Genomic DNA, 14,609 nt, shown 5'->3' on the forward strand with positions numbered 1-14,609 from the left:
CGACCGTCGGCAACGCGACGGGACTGACTCGTCCGGTCGTCGACGCAGCCGTGGAGCGCGCGGCCGGTCAGCCTTGAGGGGAGCAGAAACCCCTTCGACCGAGGAGATCCCCGTGTTCGACGTCCCGACCTGGTTGTGGGTGGCCTTCGTGGTCACCGTCGCCGTCGCCCTGGCCATCGACCTGCTGGCCCACCGCGACGACCACGTCATCGGCTTCGCCGAGGCCGCGCGCTGGAGCGCCGGCTGGGTCGGCCTGGCCGTCGTCTTCGGCGTCGTGGTCTGGATCGTGGTCGATCCCGCGATGGTCACCGACGCGACGGGCGCCCTGGTCCCCGTGACGACCGAGAGCGCCGGGGTCCAGTACTTCACCGCGTGGCTGCTCGAGAAGAGCCTGTCGGTGGACAACCTGTTCGTCTTCGCGCTGATCTTCGCCTACTTCAAGGTGCCCGGGAAGTACCAGCACCGCGTGCTGTTCTTCGGCGTCATCGGTGCCCTCGTCTTCCGCGCCGTCTTCCTGGCGCTGGGCGTCCAGATCGTCGAGCGCTTCTCGCCGGTGCTGTTCCTGTTCGCCGCGGTCCTGCTCTACAGCGCCTGGAAGCTCGTCCAGGGCGAGGACGACGACTACGACCCGTCGACCTCGATGGCGCTGCGCGCGATGCGCAGGGTCGTCCCGATGAAGGACGAGTACCACGGCACCAGGTTCTTCATCACCGAGGCCGGAAAGCGCTACGGAACCCCGCTGCTCGCCGTCGTCGTCGCCATCGAGGCCGCCGACCTCGTCTTCGCCGTCGACAGCGTCCCCGCCGTGCTGGCGGTCAGCTCGGACTCCTTCATCGTCTACACGTCCAACGCCTTCGCGATCCTGGGTCTGCGGGCCCTGTACTTCCTGCTCGCCGGGCTGCTCGACCGCTTCCACTACCTGGGCAAGGGCCTCGCGCTCATCCTCGCCTTCATCGGCGTGAAGCTCATCCTGCAGGCCAGCCACGAGAACTTCTCGACCGCCATTCCCGAGATCCCGTCGCTGGCGAGCCTCGCGGTCATCGTGGTGGTGCTGGCGGCCTCGATCGTCCTGAGCCTGGCCAGGCCGCTGCCGGCACCGACCACCCCGGACCGCACCCGCACGCCGGCCGACGACGCCACGGACGTCCACGACGGAGGTGGGACGGAGGCCGGGCTCCGCTAGACGTGCGGCAGGGACCCGCGAGGGCCCCCGGTGACCACCTGGTCACCGGGGGCCGTCCCACGGGTCCGGCCCACCACCAGCGCGACCCCGACCAGCCCGACCGCCGCAGCCGTCACCCCGAACGCCCACGGGTACCCGGCCACAGCCACCACGACGCCGAGGACCACCGCGCCCAGCCCGGTGCCGGCGTCGTAGGCCACGTTCCAGGCGGCGCTCGCCGGACCCCTGCGCGCCGGTCCCGCCCGGACGAACAGCAGCACCAGGCTGTCGTTCTGCACCACGCCGAACCCCGCTCCGAACAGTGCCGCGCCCACCAGCAGAGCACCTTCGCCCCCGGCCGCGACCCCGAGCGCGAGGACAGCGGCCCCCGCGGCGGCCAGCAGCACACCGGCGGGCAGGACCCGTCCCGGCTGCCCCGCCAGCGCCGCCAGCGGACCGGCCAGCCCCCGGCCCACGAGCATGGCCGCGGTGAGGACCGCGAGGGCGAGCCCGACAGCGGCCGGTCGCTCCGGGGCGGCGATCGGCAGGAAGGTCAGGGTGGCCCCGAAGGAGAGCGCGACCACGGTGAGGGCGACCACCGGGACGGCCACCTCGTTCGGGGCGAGCCGCGCGGTGCCGGCTGCCGGTGGTGGCGCTCCCAGGGGGCCGGCCGGCAGCGTCCGGGCCAGCACCGTCGCGGCCAGTCCGAGCCCACCGCCCGCGAGCAGCACCGGGGAGGTGCCGTGCGATGCCACCACGGCCAGACCCACCGGCAGGGTGACCAGCTGGGGCAGGCCCACGGCCACCCCGTACAGCGACGAGGCCCGCCCGAGCCTCGACGGCTCCACGAGCTCGGCGACCAGCGCGCCCGAGGCCACCGTCAGCAGCCCGAAGCCGCAGCCGCGCACGGCCGTCACCGCGAGCACGCCGAGCACGCCGAACCCCGCACCCACCAGCGGCAGCACCAGCGCCGGTACCCCGAGCAGCGCGCACCCGGTCACCAGCACCCAGCGGTGCCCCCGGGTGCGCAGCAGGCTCGGTGTGCGCAGCTGCACGGCCACGGTGGCCGCCATGAACACCGCGGTGCACGCGCCCACGGCCACCGACCCGCCGCCGAGCTCGCTCACCTGCAGCGGCACCACCGGCAGCAGCAGCGTGAAGCTGCCGAACGAGAGCACGGTGGTGCCCATCAGGAGCAGGAACGCCCGGCTCAGCACGGGTCCGGCGCGCTCAGACGAGACGGAGCACGGCCGACGCGAGCGCGAGCAGGCACGCGAGGGCCGCGGCGACGGCCAGCGGCACGGAGGTCTTCCGGGCCGACCACGCACCGCCGGCGAAGAACCCGGCCAGCACGAGCAGCCCGACGACGACGACGTCGTTGCCGACCACGGCTACCGCGCGCCGTTCCGGTCGGTGCCCGCCATCACAGCGATCCCTTGGTGGACGGGACACCGGTCACCCGGGGGTCCGGCTCCACGGCCTGGCGCAGCGCCCGGGCCACGGCCTTGTACTCGGCCTCGGTGACGTGGTGCTGGTCGCGGCCGTGCAGCACCCGCACGTGCAGCGCGATCCGGGCGTGCGCGGCCAGCGCCTCGAACACGTGCCGGTTGATGACGGTCGCGTAGGGGGGCTCGCCGCCGCCACCGATGAGCGCGCCGAGCATGTGCTCCGGCTCCCCGGTGTGCACGCAGTAGGGCCGGCCGGACACGTCCACGGCGGCGTGCGCGAGGGCCTCGTCCATGGGGATGTAGGCGTCGCCGAAGCGGCGGATGCCGACCTTGTCCCCCAGCGCGGTGTGCAGCGCCTGGCCGAGCACGATGGCGGTGTCCTCGACGGTGTGGTGCGCCTCCACGTGGGTGTCCCCGGTGGCGGCCACCGTGAGGTCGAAGCAGCCGTGCACCCCGAACGCGGTGAGCATGTGGTCGAAGAACGGCACCCCGGTGCGCACGTCGACCACACCGGTGCCGTCCAGGTCGAGGGTGACGACGATGCTCGACTCGCGGGTCGTGCGCTCCACCCGGGCGGTGCGGGTCACTGGGGTCCTCCCTGGGGTTGCGTGGTCGTGCGCGGGGTGTCGAGCTCGGTGACGAGGTCGGCGGACGCTGCGAGGAAGGTGTCGTTCTCCCCGCGGAGGCCGATCGTCGCACGGAGGTGCCCGGCGATGCCCACGTCCCGGATGAGCACGCCGCGCTCCAGGTAGCCCCGCCACGCCGCGGGCGCATCGGTGAAGCGGCCGAGCAGCACGAAGTTCGCGTCGCTGGGCACCACCTGGAACCCCATGCCGGACAGCTCCTCCGACACCCGTTCGCGCTCGGCGGCGAGCTCGGCGACGGTGCCCAGGGTCTCGCTCGCGTGCCGGAGCGCCGCCCGGGCCGCCGCCTGGGTGACCACCGAGAGGTGGTAGGGCAGCCGCACCAGCAGCATCGCCTCCACCAGGGCAGGTGCGGCCACGAGGTACCCCAGCCGTCCGCCGGCGAACGCGAACGCCTTGCTCATGGTGCGGCTGACGACCACCCGGGACGGGAGCTCGGCGATCAGCTCGAGCGCGCTCGGGGCCGGGGAGAACTCCGCGTACGCCTCGTCCACCACGACGATGCCGGTTGCTGCGGTGGCGATGCGGCGCAGGTCGTCGAGGCTGGTCGACTGCCCCGTGGGGTTGTTGGGGCTGGTCACGAACAGGACGTCCGGACGGTGCTCGGCGATCGCGGCGACGGCGGCGTCGACGTCGAGGGAGAAGTCGGCCCGGCGCGGTGCGGGCAGCCACCTGGTGCGGGTGCCGCCGGAGATGACGGGGTGCATGGAGTAGCTCGGCTCGAAGCCCAGCGCGGTGCGCCCGGGCCCGCCGAAGGCCTGCAGCAGCTGCTGGAGGATCTCGTTGGAGCCGTTGGCCGCCCACACGTTGTCCACGGTGACGGCCACCCCCGTCTGGCGCACCAGGTACTCGGCGAGCTCGGTGCGCAGTCCCACGGCGTCGCGGTCGGGGTAGCGGTGCAGCCCGGAGGCCGCCACGCGCACCGCCTCGGCGACGTCGTCGACCAGGGCGGCAGAGGGCGGGTGCGGGTTCTCGTTGGTGTTGAGCCGCACGGCCACGTCCAGCTGTGGGGCGCCGTACGGGCTCGCGCCCACCAGCTCCGGACGGAGGGGGAGATCGGCGAGGGTGACGCGCTCCCCGATCGTCACGACCGGAACCGGGCGGTCACGGCCTCGCCGTGGGCGGGCAGGTCCTCCGCGTCGGCCAGGACCACCACGTGCCGGGCCACGTCGGCCAGGGCGGCCTCGGTGTACTCGACGAGGTGGATGCCGCGCAGGAAGGTCTGCACGCTGAGCCCGGAGCTGTGCCGCGCGCAACCCGCGGTGGGCAGCACGTGGTTGGACCCGGCGCAGTAGTCACCCAGGCTCACCGGCGACCACGGTCCGACGAAGATGGCGCCGGCGTTGCGGACGCGGCGGGCCACGACCGAGGCGTCCCGGGTCTGGATCTCCAGGTGCTCGGCGGCGTAGGCGTCCACGACCCGCAGCCCCTGCTCCACGTCGTCGACGAGCACGGTGCCGGACTGCCGGCCCGCCAGCGCCTCGCGGATGCGCTCGGTGTGCTTGGTGGCCGCCACCATCTCCACCAGCGCGGCGTCCACCGCGTCGGCCAGCTCGGGGCTGGTGGTGACCAGGACGCTCGCGGCGAGCACGTCGTGCTCGGCCTGGCTGACCAGGTCCGCGGCCACGTGCACCGCGTCGGCGGTGTCGTCGGCGAGCACGGCGATCTCGGTGGGCCCGGCCTCGGAGTCGATGCCGACCATGCCGCGCAGGATGCGCTTGGCCGCGGTGACGTAGATGTTGCCCGGGCCGGTGATGAGGTCGACGGGCTCCAGCACGTCGCCGGTGGTGTCGGTGCCACCCAGCGCCAGCAGCGAGATCCCCTGCGCCCCACCGACGGACCAGACCTCCTCGACGCCGAGCAGCGCGCACGCCGCGAGGATCGCGGGGTGCGGCCACCCGCCGTGGTCGGCCTGCGGCGGGGAGCAGACCACCAGCGAGCCGACCTCGGCCGCCTGGGCCGGCACCACGTTCATGACGACGCTGGAGGGGTAGACCGCGTTGCCCCCGGGGACGTAGAGCCCCACCCGCTCGACCGGCACCCAGCGCTCGGTGACCGTGCCCCCGGCGACGACCTGGGTGACGGTCTCGCTGCGTCGCTGGTCGGCGTGGACCGTGCGGCTGCGGGCGATGGACTCCTCGAGCGCGGCCCGCACGTCGGCGTCCAGGTGCTCCAGCGCCGCCGCGACAACGGGCCCCGGCACGCGCACGCTCGCCGGCCGGACCTTGTCGAAGCGCTCGCCGATCTCCAGCGCGGCGTCGACGCCGCGCGCCCGGACGTCGTCGACGATCGGGCGCACCGCGTGCAGCACGGCGTCCACGTCGACCTCGCCGCGCGGCAGGGTCGCGCGGAGCTCGGCGGTGGACGGGGTGGAGCCACGCAGGTCGGTGCGGGCGAGCACAGGAGCCTCCAGGGGGTGGGTCGAGCGGGGCCGAACGGCGATCTCAGTCTAGGTCGAGACCCAGATCCAGCACGGTCACCGAGTGGGTCAGGGCACCGACGGCGACGAAGTCCACCCCGGTGCGGGCGTAGTCCCCGGCCGCGGCCAGGGTCAGCCCGCCGGAGGACTCCAGGCCGGTCCGCGGGGCCACGGCGTCGCGCCGGCGCACGGCCTCGGCCGTGGTGGGGACGTCGAAGTTGTCCAGCAGGACGAGCTCGGCGCCCTCGGCGAGCACCGCGTCGAGCTGGTCGAGGGAGTCGACCTCGACCTCGCAGTGCAGCCCGGGAGCGGCGGCACGCACGAGCCTCATGGCCTCGACGACCCCGCCGGCGGCCACCACGTGGTTGTCCTTGATCAGCGCCGCGTCGCCGAGAGCCATCCGGTGGTTCACCCCGCCCCCGGTGCGGACGGCGTACTTCTGCAGCTGACGCAGCCCCGGCAAGGTCTTGCGGGTGTCCCGGATGCGGCAGTGCGTGCCGGCCACCGCGCGCACCCACGCGTCCGTGGCGGTGGCCACGCCCGACAGGTGGCAGAGCAGGTTCAGCATGGTGCGCTCGGCGGTGAGCAGCCCGGCCGCGGGTGCGGTGACGACCAGGGTGGGCTCGCCCGGCACGGCGGGGTCGCCGTCGGCCCCGAGGTGCACGAGCTCGCGATCCTCACCCAGCACCAGGTCCAGCACCGCCACGGCCACCCCGAGCCCGGCGAGCACCCCGCGCTCGCGCGGAACCACGGACCCGGTGGCACGGGCCGTCGGGCCGACCGTCGACAGCGTGGTCACGTCCGGGCCCAGGCGCAGGTCCTCCTCGAGCGCGGTCGCCACCACGCGGACGACGTCGTCGACGTCCAGGCCCTGGCGCTCGAGCAGCTCGACGGTGGACGGGGCGAGGGTGCGGCCTCCCGGCACGGTCATGCCGCCGCCCCCACGGTCTCGACGAGCACGGGTGTCCCCTCGGGGTCCAGCCGCAGGGTGGTGCTGCGGCGCAGAGCTTCCCGTGCGGCGGGGTGATCGGTGCGCAGGTGGCAGCCGCGGCTCTCCGTGCGGGCCGTCGCGGCCGCGACCAGCGCACGGGCGACGGTGGTGAGGGTGGCATCCTCCACGCCCCGTCGGTCCACCGGGGTGCGGTGCGGAGCACCGGCCAGCACCCCGGCGGCGTGGGCGAGCCCGTCGGCGTCACGGCCGAGGCTGGCCCGGTCGGTCATCAGCTCCTGCAGCGCGGCGCGGTCTGCGGTCGGCACCGCCGGTGCACCCGGGTCGCCGGCCTCGACCCGGCCGACCTCCACCACTCTGCCGAGGGCGACCACGGCGGCACGCTCCCCCAGCACGAGCCCCTCCAGCAGGCTGTTCGAGGCGAGACGGTTGGCCCCGTGCAGGCCGGTGCGGGCCACCTCCCCGGCCGCGAGCAACCCGACGACGGTGGTGCGGCCGTGGAGGTCGGTGACCACGCCGCCGCAGGAGTAGTGGGCGGCCGGGGCAACGGGAACGAGGTCGGTGGAGGGATCGAGGCCGACCTCGGCGCAGGCGGCGTGCACGGTCGGGAAGCGCCCTGCGAAGCCGGTCAGCGCGCGGGCGTCCAGCAGCACGTGGTCGGTGCCGGCTGCCCGCATGCGGGCGGTGATGGCACCGGCGACCACGTCGCGGGGGGCCAGGTCGCCCAGGGGGTGCACGCCCGCGGTCACCGAGCGTCCGTCGAGGTCCACGAGCACCGCACCCTCGCCGCGGACTGCCTCGGTGACCAGCGGTCGCTGGCCCGCTCCCCCGGTGGCGAACAGCACCGTCGGGTGGAACTGGACGAACTCCAGGTCGCTGACGAGCGCTCCGGCGGCCAGCGCCAGGGCGACGCCGTCCCCGGTCGCGACGTCGGGGTTCGTGGTGGCCGAGTAGAGGTGCCCGAGCCCACCGGTGGCCAGCAGCACCACCGGTGCGTGGAGCACGCCCGTCGCGCCGCCCGCGTCGAGGACCGCGAGCCCGTGCACCGACCCGTCCGGCCCGAGCAGCACCCGGGTGGCGGTGTGCCGTTCCAGCACGGCGAGCCCGGCGCCGGCCGTCGCGGCGACCCTGCCCACGGCGCCGGCCGTCGCGGCGACCCTGCCCACGGCGCCGGCCGTCGCGGCGACCAGTGCCCGCTGCACCTCCGCCCCCGTCGCGTCACCCCCTGCGTGCACGACGCGGCGGAAGGAGTGCCCACCCTCCCGGGTGCGCGCGCTGGTGCCGTCCGGGTTGGTGTCGAAGTGCGCGCCGCGAACGACGAGCCGCTCCACGGCAGCTCCACCCGCGGCCACGACCGAGCGCACGGCCGCCTCGTCGCACAGCCCGCCGCCGGCCGCCAGGGTGTCGCGCACGTGGTCCTCAACGGTGTCCCCGGCGGCCAGCGCCTCGGCACCGACCACCGCGATCCCGCCCTGCGCCCAGGCCGTCGACGAGTCGTCCACGTCACCCTTGCTGACCACCAGCACACGCAGACCAGCGGCCTGCGCGGCGAGCGCCGCCGTCAGCCCGGCGACGCCGCTGCCCACGACGACGAGGTCGGCGTGTGCCTCCCACGACCGGCTCACTCCCCACGCCCCGGGGTGCCGATCGCGATCATCCGCTCGACGGCACCGCGCGCGGCCGCCGCGGTGGCCTCGTCGACGTGCACCTCGTCGCGACCCTCGACCAGGCACCGCAGCAGGGCCGCGGGAGTGATCATCTTCATGTACCGGCAGGAGGCCTTGTCGTTGACCGCCTGGAAGTCGATCTCCGGAGCGGCCTTGCGCAGCTGGTGCAGCATGCCGACCTCCGTCGCCACGAGGACCTGCCGCGCGCTGGACGCTCGTGCTGCCGTGAGCATCCCGCCCGTGGACAGGATGCGCACCTTCTCGTCGGGCACGATGCCCTCGCCGGCCAGGTACAGCGCAGACGTGGCGCAGCCGCACTCGGGGTGCACGTAGAGCTCGGCGCCCGGGTGGCTGCGGACCTGGGCCGCCAGCTCGTCACCGTTGATGCCGGCGTGCACGTGGCACTCGCCCGCCCACACCTGGATGTTGGTGCGTCCGGTCCGGCGCTGGACGTGCGCGCCGAGGAACTGGTCGGGCAGGAACAGCACCGGCGTGTCCGGTGAGATGCTCTCGATGACCTCGACGGCGTTGGAGGACGTGCAGCAGATGTCGGTGAGCGCCTTGACCTCTGCCGTCGTGTTCACGTAGCTGACGACCACGGACCCCGGGTTCTCGGCCTTCCACGCGCGCAGCTGGGCGGCGTCGATGGAGTCGGCCAGCGAGCAGCCGGCGCGCTCGTCGGGGATGAGCACCGTCTTGGCGGGGCTGAGGATCTTCGCGGTCTCGGCCATGAAGTGCACACCGCAGAAGACGATGGTGCCGGCGTCGGACTCGGCCGCGATCCGCGACAGCGCGAGCGAGTCCCCCACGTGGTCGGCGACGTCCTGGATGGCCGGCAGCTGGTAGTTGTGGGCCAGGAGCACCGCTCCCCGCCGGGCGGCGAGCTCGCGCACCTGGGCGGCCCACGCTGCGTCGGGCTCCACCCCGGTGTAGCCCGCCTCGGTGTTGCGGACGCCGTCGAGAACGGACGCTGCAGTCATCACGCACTCCTCCTGCCGGTCTGCCGGACTGGACGTCCGGCAGGTTTTCGACTTACGATCGAAAACATGACAGATGGTAGCACCGCACACGAGGTCCTCGCCGTGGTGCTCCAGGTGCGGGCGGTCCCGGGCGCCTCCGGGCAGGACACCACGGCGCACGAGCTGTGCGTGCTGCTGTGGCAGCGCGCCCAGGAACCCGGGGCCGGGCTGTGGGCGCTTCCCGGGGGGCGGCTGCGCGGTGACGAGGACGTCGAGACCTCCGCCCACCGCCAGCTGGCCGAGAAGGTCGACGTGCGGGAGGTGGCCCACCTGGAGCAGCTCGCGGTGTTCTCGCAGCCCGACCGGGTGCCCGGGCCGCGCACCGTCGCCTCCACCTTCCTGGGGCTCGTCCCCTCCCCCGCCGACCCGCAGCTGCCGGCGGACACCGCCTGGCACCCGGTGGACCGGCTGCCCCCCATGGCCTTCGACCACGGCACCGTCGTGGAGCGCGGCACCAGCCGGCTGCGGCACAAGCTGTCCTACACCAACATCGGCTTCGCGCTCGCGCCGGCGGAGTTCACCGTGTCCACCCTCCGGGAGATCTACGAGACGACGCTGGGCCACCCGGTGGACCCCACGAACCTGCAGCGGGTGCTCGGCCGCCGAGGGGTGCTGACCCCCACCGGCACCACGACCCGGCCAGGCCCGCACGGCGGGCGGCCGGCGGCGCTGCACCGCTTCGCGGAGTCCACGCTGCGCGTCACCGACGCCTTCGCCGCCCTGCGCCCGCCCGCCTGAGCACCACGCGGGCACCCAGCGGGGCACCCAGCGGGGCACCCCGACCGGACGTACGGTTGCCCCGTGTTCGAGACGATTCCACTGTTCCCGCTGGGGACGGTGCTGCTGCCGGGAGCGCAGCTCCCCCTCCACATCTTCGAGCCCCGCTACCGGGCGCTGACCACCGACCTCGTCACGGGCGCCCGCCCGGGACGGAGCTTCGGGGTGGTCGCTGTTCGGCCCGGCTGGACCGCGTCGGAGGGCGACCAGGACGCGCTGCACGCCGTGGGCTGCACCGCCCGGCTCAAGGAGGTCCAGCGCCTCCCGGACGGCCGCTTCGACGTGGTCACGACCGGCGAGCGGCGCTTCCGCGTCCTGTCCGTCGACACCACCACGGCGCCCTACCTCCTGGCCTCCGTCGACTGGCTGCCGGACACGCCGCCCAGTGGCGCCGAGGAGCAGGACCTCGTCCCGGCGCTGGTCCACGCCGCCCGCGGGGCCCACCACACGTACTGCCGGGTCGCGTGGAAGCGTGACGACTGGGACGCACCCGACCACGACGTCGACCCCTCGGTGCTCTCGCACCTGCTGGCCGCCGACTGCCTGCTCCCCCTCGACGACCGGCAGGAGCTGCTCGAGGAGACCTCGAGCCTGGGTCGTCTCCGGCTGGTGCGCCGACTGGTGGTCCGCGAGACCGAGATCCTGCGCCAGCTCCGCGCGGTTCCGGTGCCGCTGGAGCAGATCCTGCAGCCGGTGACGTTGAACTGATCCTGGCCTGCCGCGGCGGGGTGCGCACCCGCCAGACCGGGTGACCGCCGGGCGGACGTCAGCTCGCAACCCGACGGCGGGGGCGGTCGGTCAGGCGGCGGGTGCGGAGCCCTGCGCGTCAGCACCTGCTGGTACCGGGCCCACCCGGCGGTCCGCGGCTGCAGGACCCAGGTCGTCGTCGTGGGTGAAGGCCAGCAGCACGGTGTGGGCCAGCGCCGCACCGAAGGGCTGGACGAGGACGAAGGCCCAGCTGCCCAGCTCGGGCGCTGACTCCGTGGTCGACCCGGTCGCGGCTGCGGCGACCCGGCCGCTGTAGCGCAGGTGGCCGACGCCGAGACCGACCAGCTCGGCGACGACCGCGGCCAGCAGCGAGCCCAGGACCACGGTCAGCAGCAGCGGCACCCCGCGGTGGCGCCGCAGGACGAACCACGACATCCCCCCCGCGAGCAGACCCACCACCAGGCTGCCCAGCGCGAACACCACCGCCGCGTCGAACCGGCTGCGGGCCTCGGGGTCCAGCGGGGTCGCGGAACCGTCCCGGAGGATCCCGACCGGCAGAGAGGGGGACAGCAGGGCCCACGCCGCACCGAGCACCGCTGCCAGCACCACGAGGACCAGCACCACGAGGACCAGCACCCGCCGGACGTGTGCACCGGGCTCCGACCGGGACATCACCGGCCCGCGCCCACGTCGGTCGAGTCGGTGACCCCGTGCCGGGAGCACCGGGACCACCAGCCGTCGGGGCGCACCTGCACCACCATCCGGCGGCCGCACGCCGCGCAGAACCGCGGCGGCTCCAGCGAGAGCACGGCCTCGCACGCCGGGTGCGGACCGTCGGCCCCGCCGCACGCGGTGCAGAAGCCCGCCCCCACGTCCACCGTCACAGGGTGTCGTTGAGGGCCTTGATCGGCATCTTGAGCTCGCCGAGCAGGTCGATGTCGCTCTCGGCCGGGCGGCCCAGGGTGGTGAGGTAGTTGCCGACGATGACGGCGTTGATGCCGCCGAGCATCCCCTTCCGCGCGCCGAGGTCGCCCAGCGTGATCTCCCGACCGCCCGCGAACCGGAGCACGGTCCGCGGCAGCGCGAGCCGGAACGCGGCCACCGCGCGCAGGGCGTCGACCGCCGGCAGCACCTCGAGATCGCCGAACGGGGTGCCCGGGCGCGGGTTGAGGAAGTTCAGCGGCACCTCGTCCGGGACGAGCGCGGCGAGGTCGGCGGCGAACTCCGCGCGCTGCTCCAGGGTCTCCCCCATGCCGAGGATGCCGCCGCAGCAGACCTCCATGCCGGCCTCGCGGACCATGCGCAGGGTCTCCGAGCGCTCCTCCCACGAGTGGGTGGTGACCACGTTCGGGAAGTGGCTGCGGGCGGTCTCCAGGTTGTGGTTGTAGCGGTGCACGCCCATTGCGGCGAGCTCGTCCACCTGCTCCTGGGTGAGCATGCCCAGCGAGCAGGCGATGTTGATGTCGACCTCGTTGCGGATGGCCTCGATGCCCGCAGCCACCTGGGCCATCAGCCGGGCGTCCGGACCGCGCACCGCGGCGACGATGCAGAACTCCGTGGCGCCGGACTTCGCGGTCTGCTTGGCCGCCTCGACCAGGCTCGGCACGTCCAGCCACGCCGAGCGCACCGGCGAGGTGAACAGCCCCGACTGGGAGCAGAAGTGGCAGTCCTCTGGGCAGCCGCCGGTCTTCAGGCTGATGATCCCCTCGACCTCGACCTCGGGACCGCACCAGCGCATCCGCACGTCGTGGGCCAGCGCCAGCAGGTCGTCGAGCTCGGAGTCGGGCAGCCGGAGCACGGCCAGCACCTGCTCCTGGGTCAACGGCTCACCGCGCTCCAGCACCTGCTCGCGGGCCACACCGAGGATCCCGGTCAGCTCGGCCACGGAGGTCTCGGAAGTTGCGGTCACAGGTGTTCTCCTCGCCAGAGCTGGTCTCACGGGACACCGCTCACGGGGCCCGTCGCACGTCCCCCGCAGTCTGCCTCATGTCCCGGGAGCCCCCGTCCGCACCCACGTGCCGCCGAGCGAGGGGGCGAGCCACTGCCCGGCGAGCGCCCGGAACTCCACCCCGCCCATCCGGCCCACCCCCGCCGGGACCACGCCGAGCAGCGGCACGCCCGTCACCAGGGGCAGGTCGTCGAGGTTGCAGCGCTCGGCCAGACCGGGCGTCGCGGGCCAGCTGCCCACCACCACGCCTCGGCAGTCCACCCCTCGCGCGGCCAGCGCGGCCACGGTGAGCTCGGCGTGGTTCAGCGTGCCCAGGCCGGCCGCGGCGACCACGACCACGGGGGCGCCCAGCGCGACGGCCACGTCGAGCAGGGTGAACGCCCCGAGGCGCACGAGCAGCCCGCCGGCACCCTCGACGATGGTCGTGGCGTGCGCGTCGTCCAGCGCCCGCACGGCCCCGGTGAGCACGTCCTGCTCCAGCAGCGGCAGTCCGGCCCGGCGCGCAGCGGTGTCCGGGGCGAGCGGATCCGGGTAGCGGGCCAGCTCACGGGTGGTCACCGGTCCGGCCAGCCGCTCGACCTCCGCGAGATCACCCGGCTCGCCCGGCCCCACCCCGGTCTGGGCGGGCTTGCACACCGCGACGGGTCCCGGGGCGAGCGCGGCCAGCGCGGCGGTGACCACCGTCTTGCCCACGTCGGTGGACGTGCCGGTCACCACCAGGATGCTCACAGGACCTCCGCCAGCACGGCAGCCACCAGGTCGAGCTCGGTGTCGGTGAGGTCGGCCCGGGCGGTCAGCCGCAGCCGCGAGGTCCCCTCCGGCACCGAGGGCGGGCGGAAGCAGCCCACCCGCAGGCCGAGCTCGGCGCACCGGCGCGCCGCGGCCAGGGCCACGTGCGGGTCGCCCAGCACCACCGACACCACCGCCGAGGTCGGCACGGGGACCCCTGCGGCGGAGGCGATCCGCGCCGCCCGGTCGAGCACGGCGGTGGCCAGCTCCGGCTCGGCCCGCAGGACGTCCAGCGCCGCGTGCGCGGCCCCCACCGCGGCGGGGGCGAGCGCGGTGTCGAAGATGAAGCTGCGCGCGGAGTCCACCAGGTGCGCCACCACCGGCGCCGCCCCGAGGACCGCACCGCCCTGGCTGCCGAGGGACTTGGACAGCGTCAGGGTGAGCACCACGTCCGGCTCCCCCGCCAGGCCCACCTCCTCGACCAGCCCGCGCCCACCGCGGCCGCGCACGCCGAGCCCGTGCGCCTCGTCGGCCACCAGCACCGCACCGTGCGCCCGGCACACGTCGTGCAGCTCGCGCAGCGGGGCGAGGGTCCCGTCCACGCTGGAGACCGAGTCGCACAGCACGAGGGCGCGCGGCTCGGTGCGCCCGGCCAGCGCGGCCCGCACCGCCTCCACGCCGTCGGTGACCACGACCCGGGCCCGGGACAGCCGGCAGGCGTCGACCAGCGAGGCGTGGCTGCCCGCGTCGGAGACCACGAGCGAGCCCGGCCCGCTCAGCGCGGTGACCACCCCGAGGTTGGCGGTGTAGCCGGAGGAGAACACCAGCGCGGCCTCGGACCCGACGAACTCCGCCAGCGCGGCCTCCAGCGCGGTGTGCGCCGCCGTGGTCCCGGTGACCAGGCGCGACCCGGTGGAGCCGGCGCCCCAGGTGCGCAGCGCCGCCACCGCGGCCTCCACCACCCGGGGGTCGTGGTGCAGACCCAGGTAGTCGTTGGACGCGAGGTCGAGCAGCGGGCTCACCGGCGCCCGGTCCACGAGCTCGCGCCGCACCCCCCCGGCCCGCCGCGCGGCCTCGTGGGGCACCAACCACTGCAACGACTCGGGCAGGTCCACGAGGGTGGAGACTACGGCGGCCGC

16 protein-coding genes are annotated in these 14,609 nt (G+C 74.7%); 3 read left to right on the top strand and 13 right to left on the bottom strand.

Annotation, left to right across the window (positions count from 1 at the left end; genetic code table 11):
- Nucleotides 1–112: 112 nt before the first annotated feature.
- The gene (locus RHODO2019_RS09595) at nt 113–1,183 is read left to right on the top strand and encodes a TerC family protein (RefSeq protein ID WP_265381594.1); all 1,071 of its coding nucleotides are present in this window, start codon (nt 113–115) and stop codon (nt 1,181–1,183) included.
- Here RHODO2019_RS09595 and RHODO2019_RS09600 read toward each other — a convergent pair.
- The 8 genes from RHODO2019_RS09600 to nadA are packed head-to-tail and all read right to left on the bottom strand — an operon-like array spanning nt 1,180 to nt 9,269.
- Entirely contained in the window at nt 1,180–2,379 is a 1,200-nt protein-coding gene (locus tag RHODO2019_RS09600) for an MFS transporter (RefSeq protein WP_265381595.1), read from the bottom strand. The genes RHODO2019_RS09595 and RHODO2019_RS09600 overlap by 4 nt on opposite strands.
- 13 nt (nt 2,380–2,392) lie before the next feature.
- Nucleotides 2,393–2,551 (bottom strand): hypothetical protein, encoded by a 159-nt coding sequence (locus tag RHODO2019_RS09605; RefSeq protein ID WP_265381596.1) that lies wholly within the window; start codon nt 2,549–2,551, stop codon nt 2,393–2,395.
- A 34-nt stretch (nt 2,552–2,585) separates the two neighbouring features.
- Nucleotides 2,586–3,197, bottom strand: coding sequence for an imidazoleglycerol-phosphate dehydratase HisB (gene hisB / locus RHODO2019_RS09610; RefSeq protein ID WP_265381597.1), 612 nt, complete (start codon nt 3,195–3,197; stop codon nt 2,586–2,588).
- Nucleotides 3,194–4,342: a histidinol-phosphate transaminase gene (locus RHODO2019_RS09615; RefSeq protein ID WP_265381598.1), complete on the bottom strand. Its 1,149-nt coding sequence runs from the start codon at nt 4,340–4,342 to the stop codon at nt 3,194–3,196. The genes hisB and RHODO2019_RS09615 overlap by 4 nt, the downstream gene beginning before the upstream one ends.
- Nucleotides 4,339–5,655: a histidinol dehydrogenase gene (hisD, locus tag RHODO2019_RS09620; RefSeq protein WP_265381599.1), complete on the bottom strand. Its 1,317-nt coding sequence runs from the start codon at nt 5,653–5,655 to the stop codon at nt 4,339–4,341. The genes RHODO2019_RS09615 and hisD overlap by 4 nt, the downstream gene beginning before the upstream one ends.
- A 43-nt stretch (nt 5,656–5,698) precedes the next feature.
- The gene (gene nadC / locus RHODO2019_RS09625) at nt 5,699–6,604 is read right to left on the bottom strand and encodes a carboxylating nicotinate-nucleotide diphosphorylase (RefSeq protein WP_265381600.1); all 906 of its coding nucleotides are present in this window, start codon (nt 6,602–6,604) and stop codon (nt 5,699–5,701) included.
- Nucleotides 6,601–8,247, bottom strand: a complete 1,647-nt coding sequence (locus tag RHODO2019_RS09630; protein WP_265381601.1) for an L-aspartate oxidase — start codon at nt 8,245–8,247, stop codon at nt 6,601–6,603. The genes nadC and RHODO2019_RS09630 overlap by 4 nt, the downstream gene beginning before the upstream one ends.
- Entirely contained in the window at nt 8,244–9,269 is a 1,026-nt protein-coding gene (gene nadA, locus RHODO2019_RS09635) for a quinolinate synthase NadA (RefSeq protein ID WP_265381602.1), read from the bottom strand. Before nadA ends, RHODO2019_RS09630 begins: the two co-directional genes overlap by 4 nt.
- 66 nt (nt 9,270–9,335) lie before the next feature.
- Here nadA and RHODO2019_RS09640 point away from each other — a divergent pair, with 66 nt between their 5' ends.
- Both RHODO2019_RS09640 and RHODO2019_RS09645 read left to right on the top strand, forming a co-directional pair.
- The gene (locus RHODO2019_RS09640; RefSeq protein ID WP_265381603.1) at nt 9,336–10,046 is read left to right on the top strand and encodes an NUDIX hydrolase; all 711 of its coding nucleotides are present in this window, start codon (nt 9,336–9,338) and stop codon (nt 10,044–10,046) included.
- A 63-nt stretch (nt 10,047–10,109) separates the two neighbouring features.
- Nucleotides 10,110–10,793 carry an LON peptidase substrate-binding domain-containing protein gene (locus RHODO2019_RS09645; RefSeq protein ID WP_265381604.1) on the top strand — a complete coding sequence of 228 codons (684 nt, stop codon included), beginning with the start codon at nt 10,110–10,112 and terminating at the stop codon, nt 10,791–10,793.
- 90 nt (nt 10,794–10,883) lie between these two features.
- Here the strand turns inward: RHODO2019_RS09645 and RHODO2019_RS09650 are convergent, their stop codons facing one another.
- The 5 genes from RHODO2019_RS09650 to RHODO2019_RS09670 all read right to left on the bottom strand — a co-directional run bounded on the left by RHODO2019_RS09650 (nt 10,884) and on the right by RHODO2019_RS09670 (nt 14,585).
- Nucleotides 10,884–11,465: a DUF2567 domain-containing protein gene (locus tag RHODO2019_RS09650; protein WP_265384709.1), complete on the bottom strand. Its 582-nt coding sequence runs from the start codon at nt 11,463–11,465 to the stop codon at nt 10,884–10,886.
- Complete coding sequence (gene bsaP / locus RHODO2019_RS09655) at nt 11,465–11,677, bottom strand: biotin synthase auxiliary protein BsaP (RefSeq protein ID WP_435532102.1); 213 nt, start codon at nt 11,675–11,677, stop codon at nt 11,465–11,467. The genes RHODO2019_RS09650 and bsaP overlap by 1 nt, the downstream gene beginning before the upstream one ends.
- The gene (bioB, locus tag RHODO2019_RS09660) at nt 11,674–12,678 is read right to left on the bottom strand and encodes a biotin synthase BioB (RefSeq protein ID WP_435532215.1); all 1,005 of its coding nucleotides are present in this window, start codon (nt 12,676–12,678) and stop codon (nt 11,674–11,676) included. The genes bsaP and bioB overlap by 4 nt, the downstream gene beginning before the upstream one ends.
- A 99-nt stretch (nt 12,679–12,777) precedes the next feature.
- Nucleotides 12,778–13,470 (bottom strand): dethiobiotin synthase, encoded by a 693-nt coding sequence (gene bioD / locus RHODO2019_RS09665; protein ID WP_265381606.1) that lies wholly within the window; start codon nt 13,468–13,470, stop codon nt 12,778–12,780.
- A complete protein-coding gene (locus RHODO2019_RS09670) occupies nt 13,467–14,585 on the bottom strand; it encodes an 8-amino-7-oxononanoate synthase (protein ID WP_265381607.1) in 1,119 nt (372 codons plus the stop codon). The genes bioD and RHODO2019_RS09670 overlap by 4 nt, the downstream gene beginning before the upstream one ends.
- Between the last annotated feature and the right edge of the window lie 24 nt (nt 14,586–14,609).

Origin of the sequence: Rhodococcus antarcticus (genome assembly GCF_026153295.1) — a bacterium.
Taxonomy (GTDB): domain Bacteria; phylum Actinomycetota; class Actinomycetes; order Mycobacteriales; family Mycobacteriaceae; genus Rhodococcus_D; species Rhodococcus_D antarcticus.

What these genes read in the sequence shown, in the direction of transcription:
- nadC (WP_265381600.1), bottom strand. Translation starts at nt 6,604, where the DNA reads ATGACCGTGCCGGGAGGCCGCACCCTCGCCCCGTCCACCGTCGAGCTG.
- nadA (WP_265381602.1), bottom strand. Translation starts at nt 9,269, where the DNA reads ATGACTGCAGCGTCCGTTCTCGACGGCGTCCGCAACACCGAGGCGGGC.
- RHODO2019_RS09640 (WP_265381603.1), top strand. Translation starts at nt 9,336, where the DNA reads ATGACAGATGGTAGCACCGCACACGAGGTCCTCGCCGTGGTGCTCCAG.
- RHODO2019_RS09650 (WP_265384709.1), bottom strand. Translation starts at nt 11,465, where the DNA reads ATGTCCCGGTCGGAGCCCGGTGCACACGTCCGGCGGGTGCTGGTCCTC.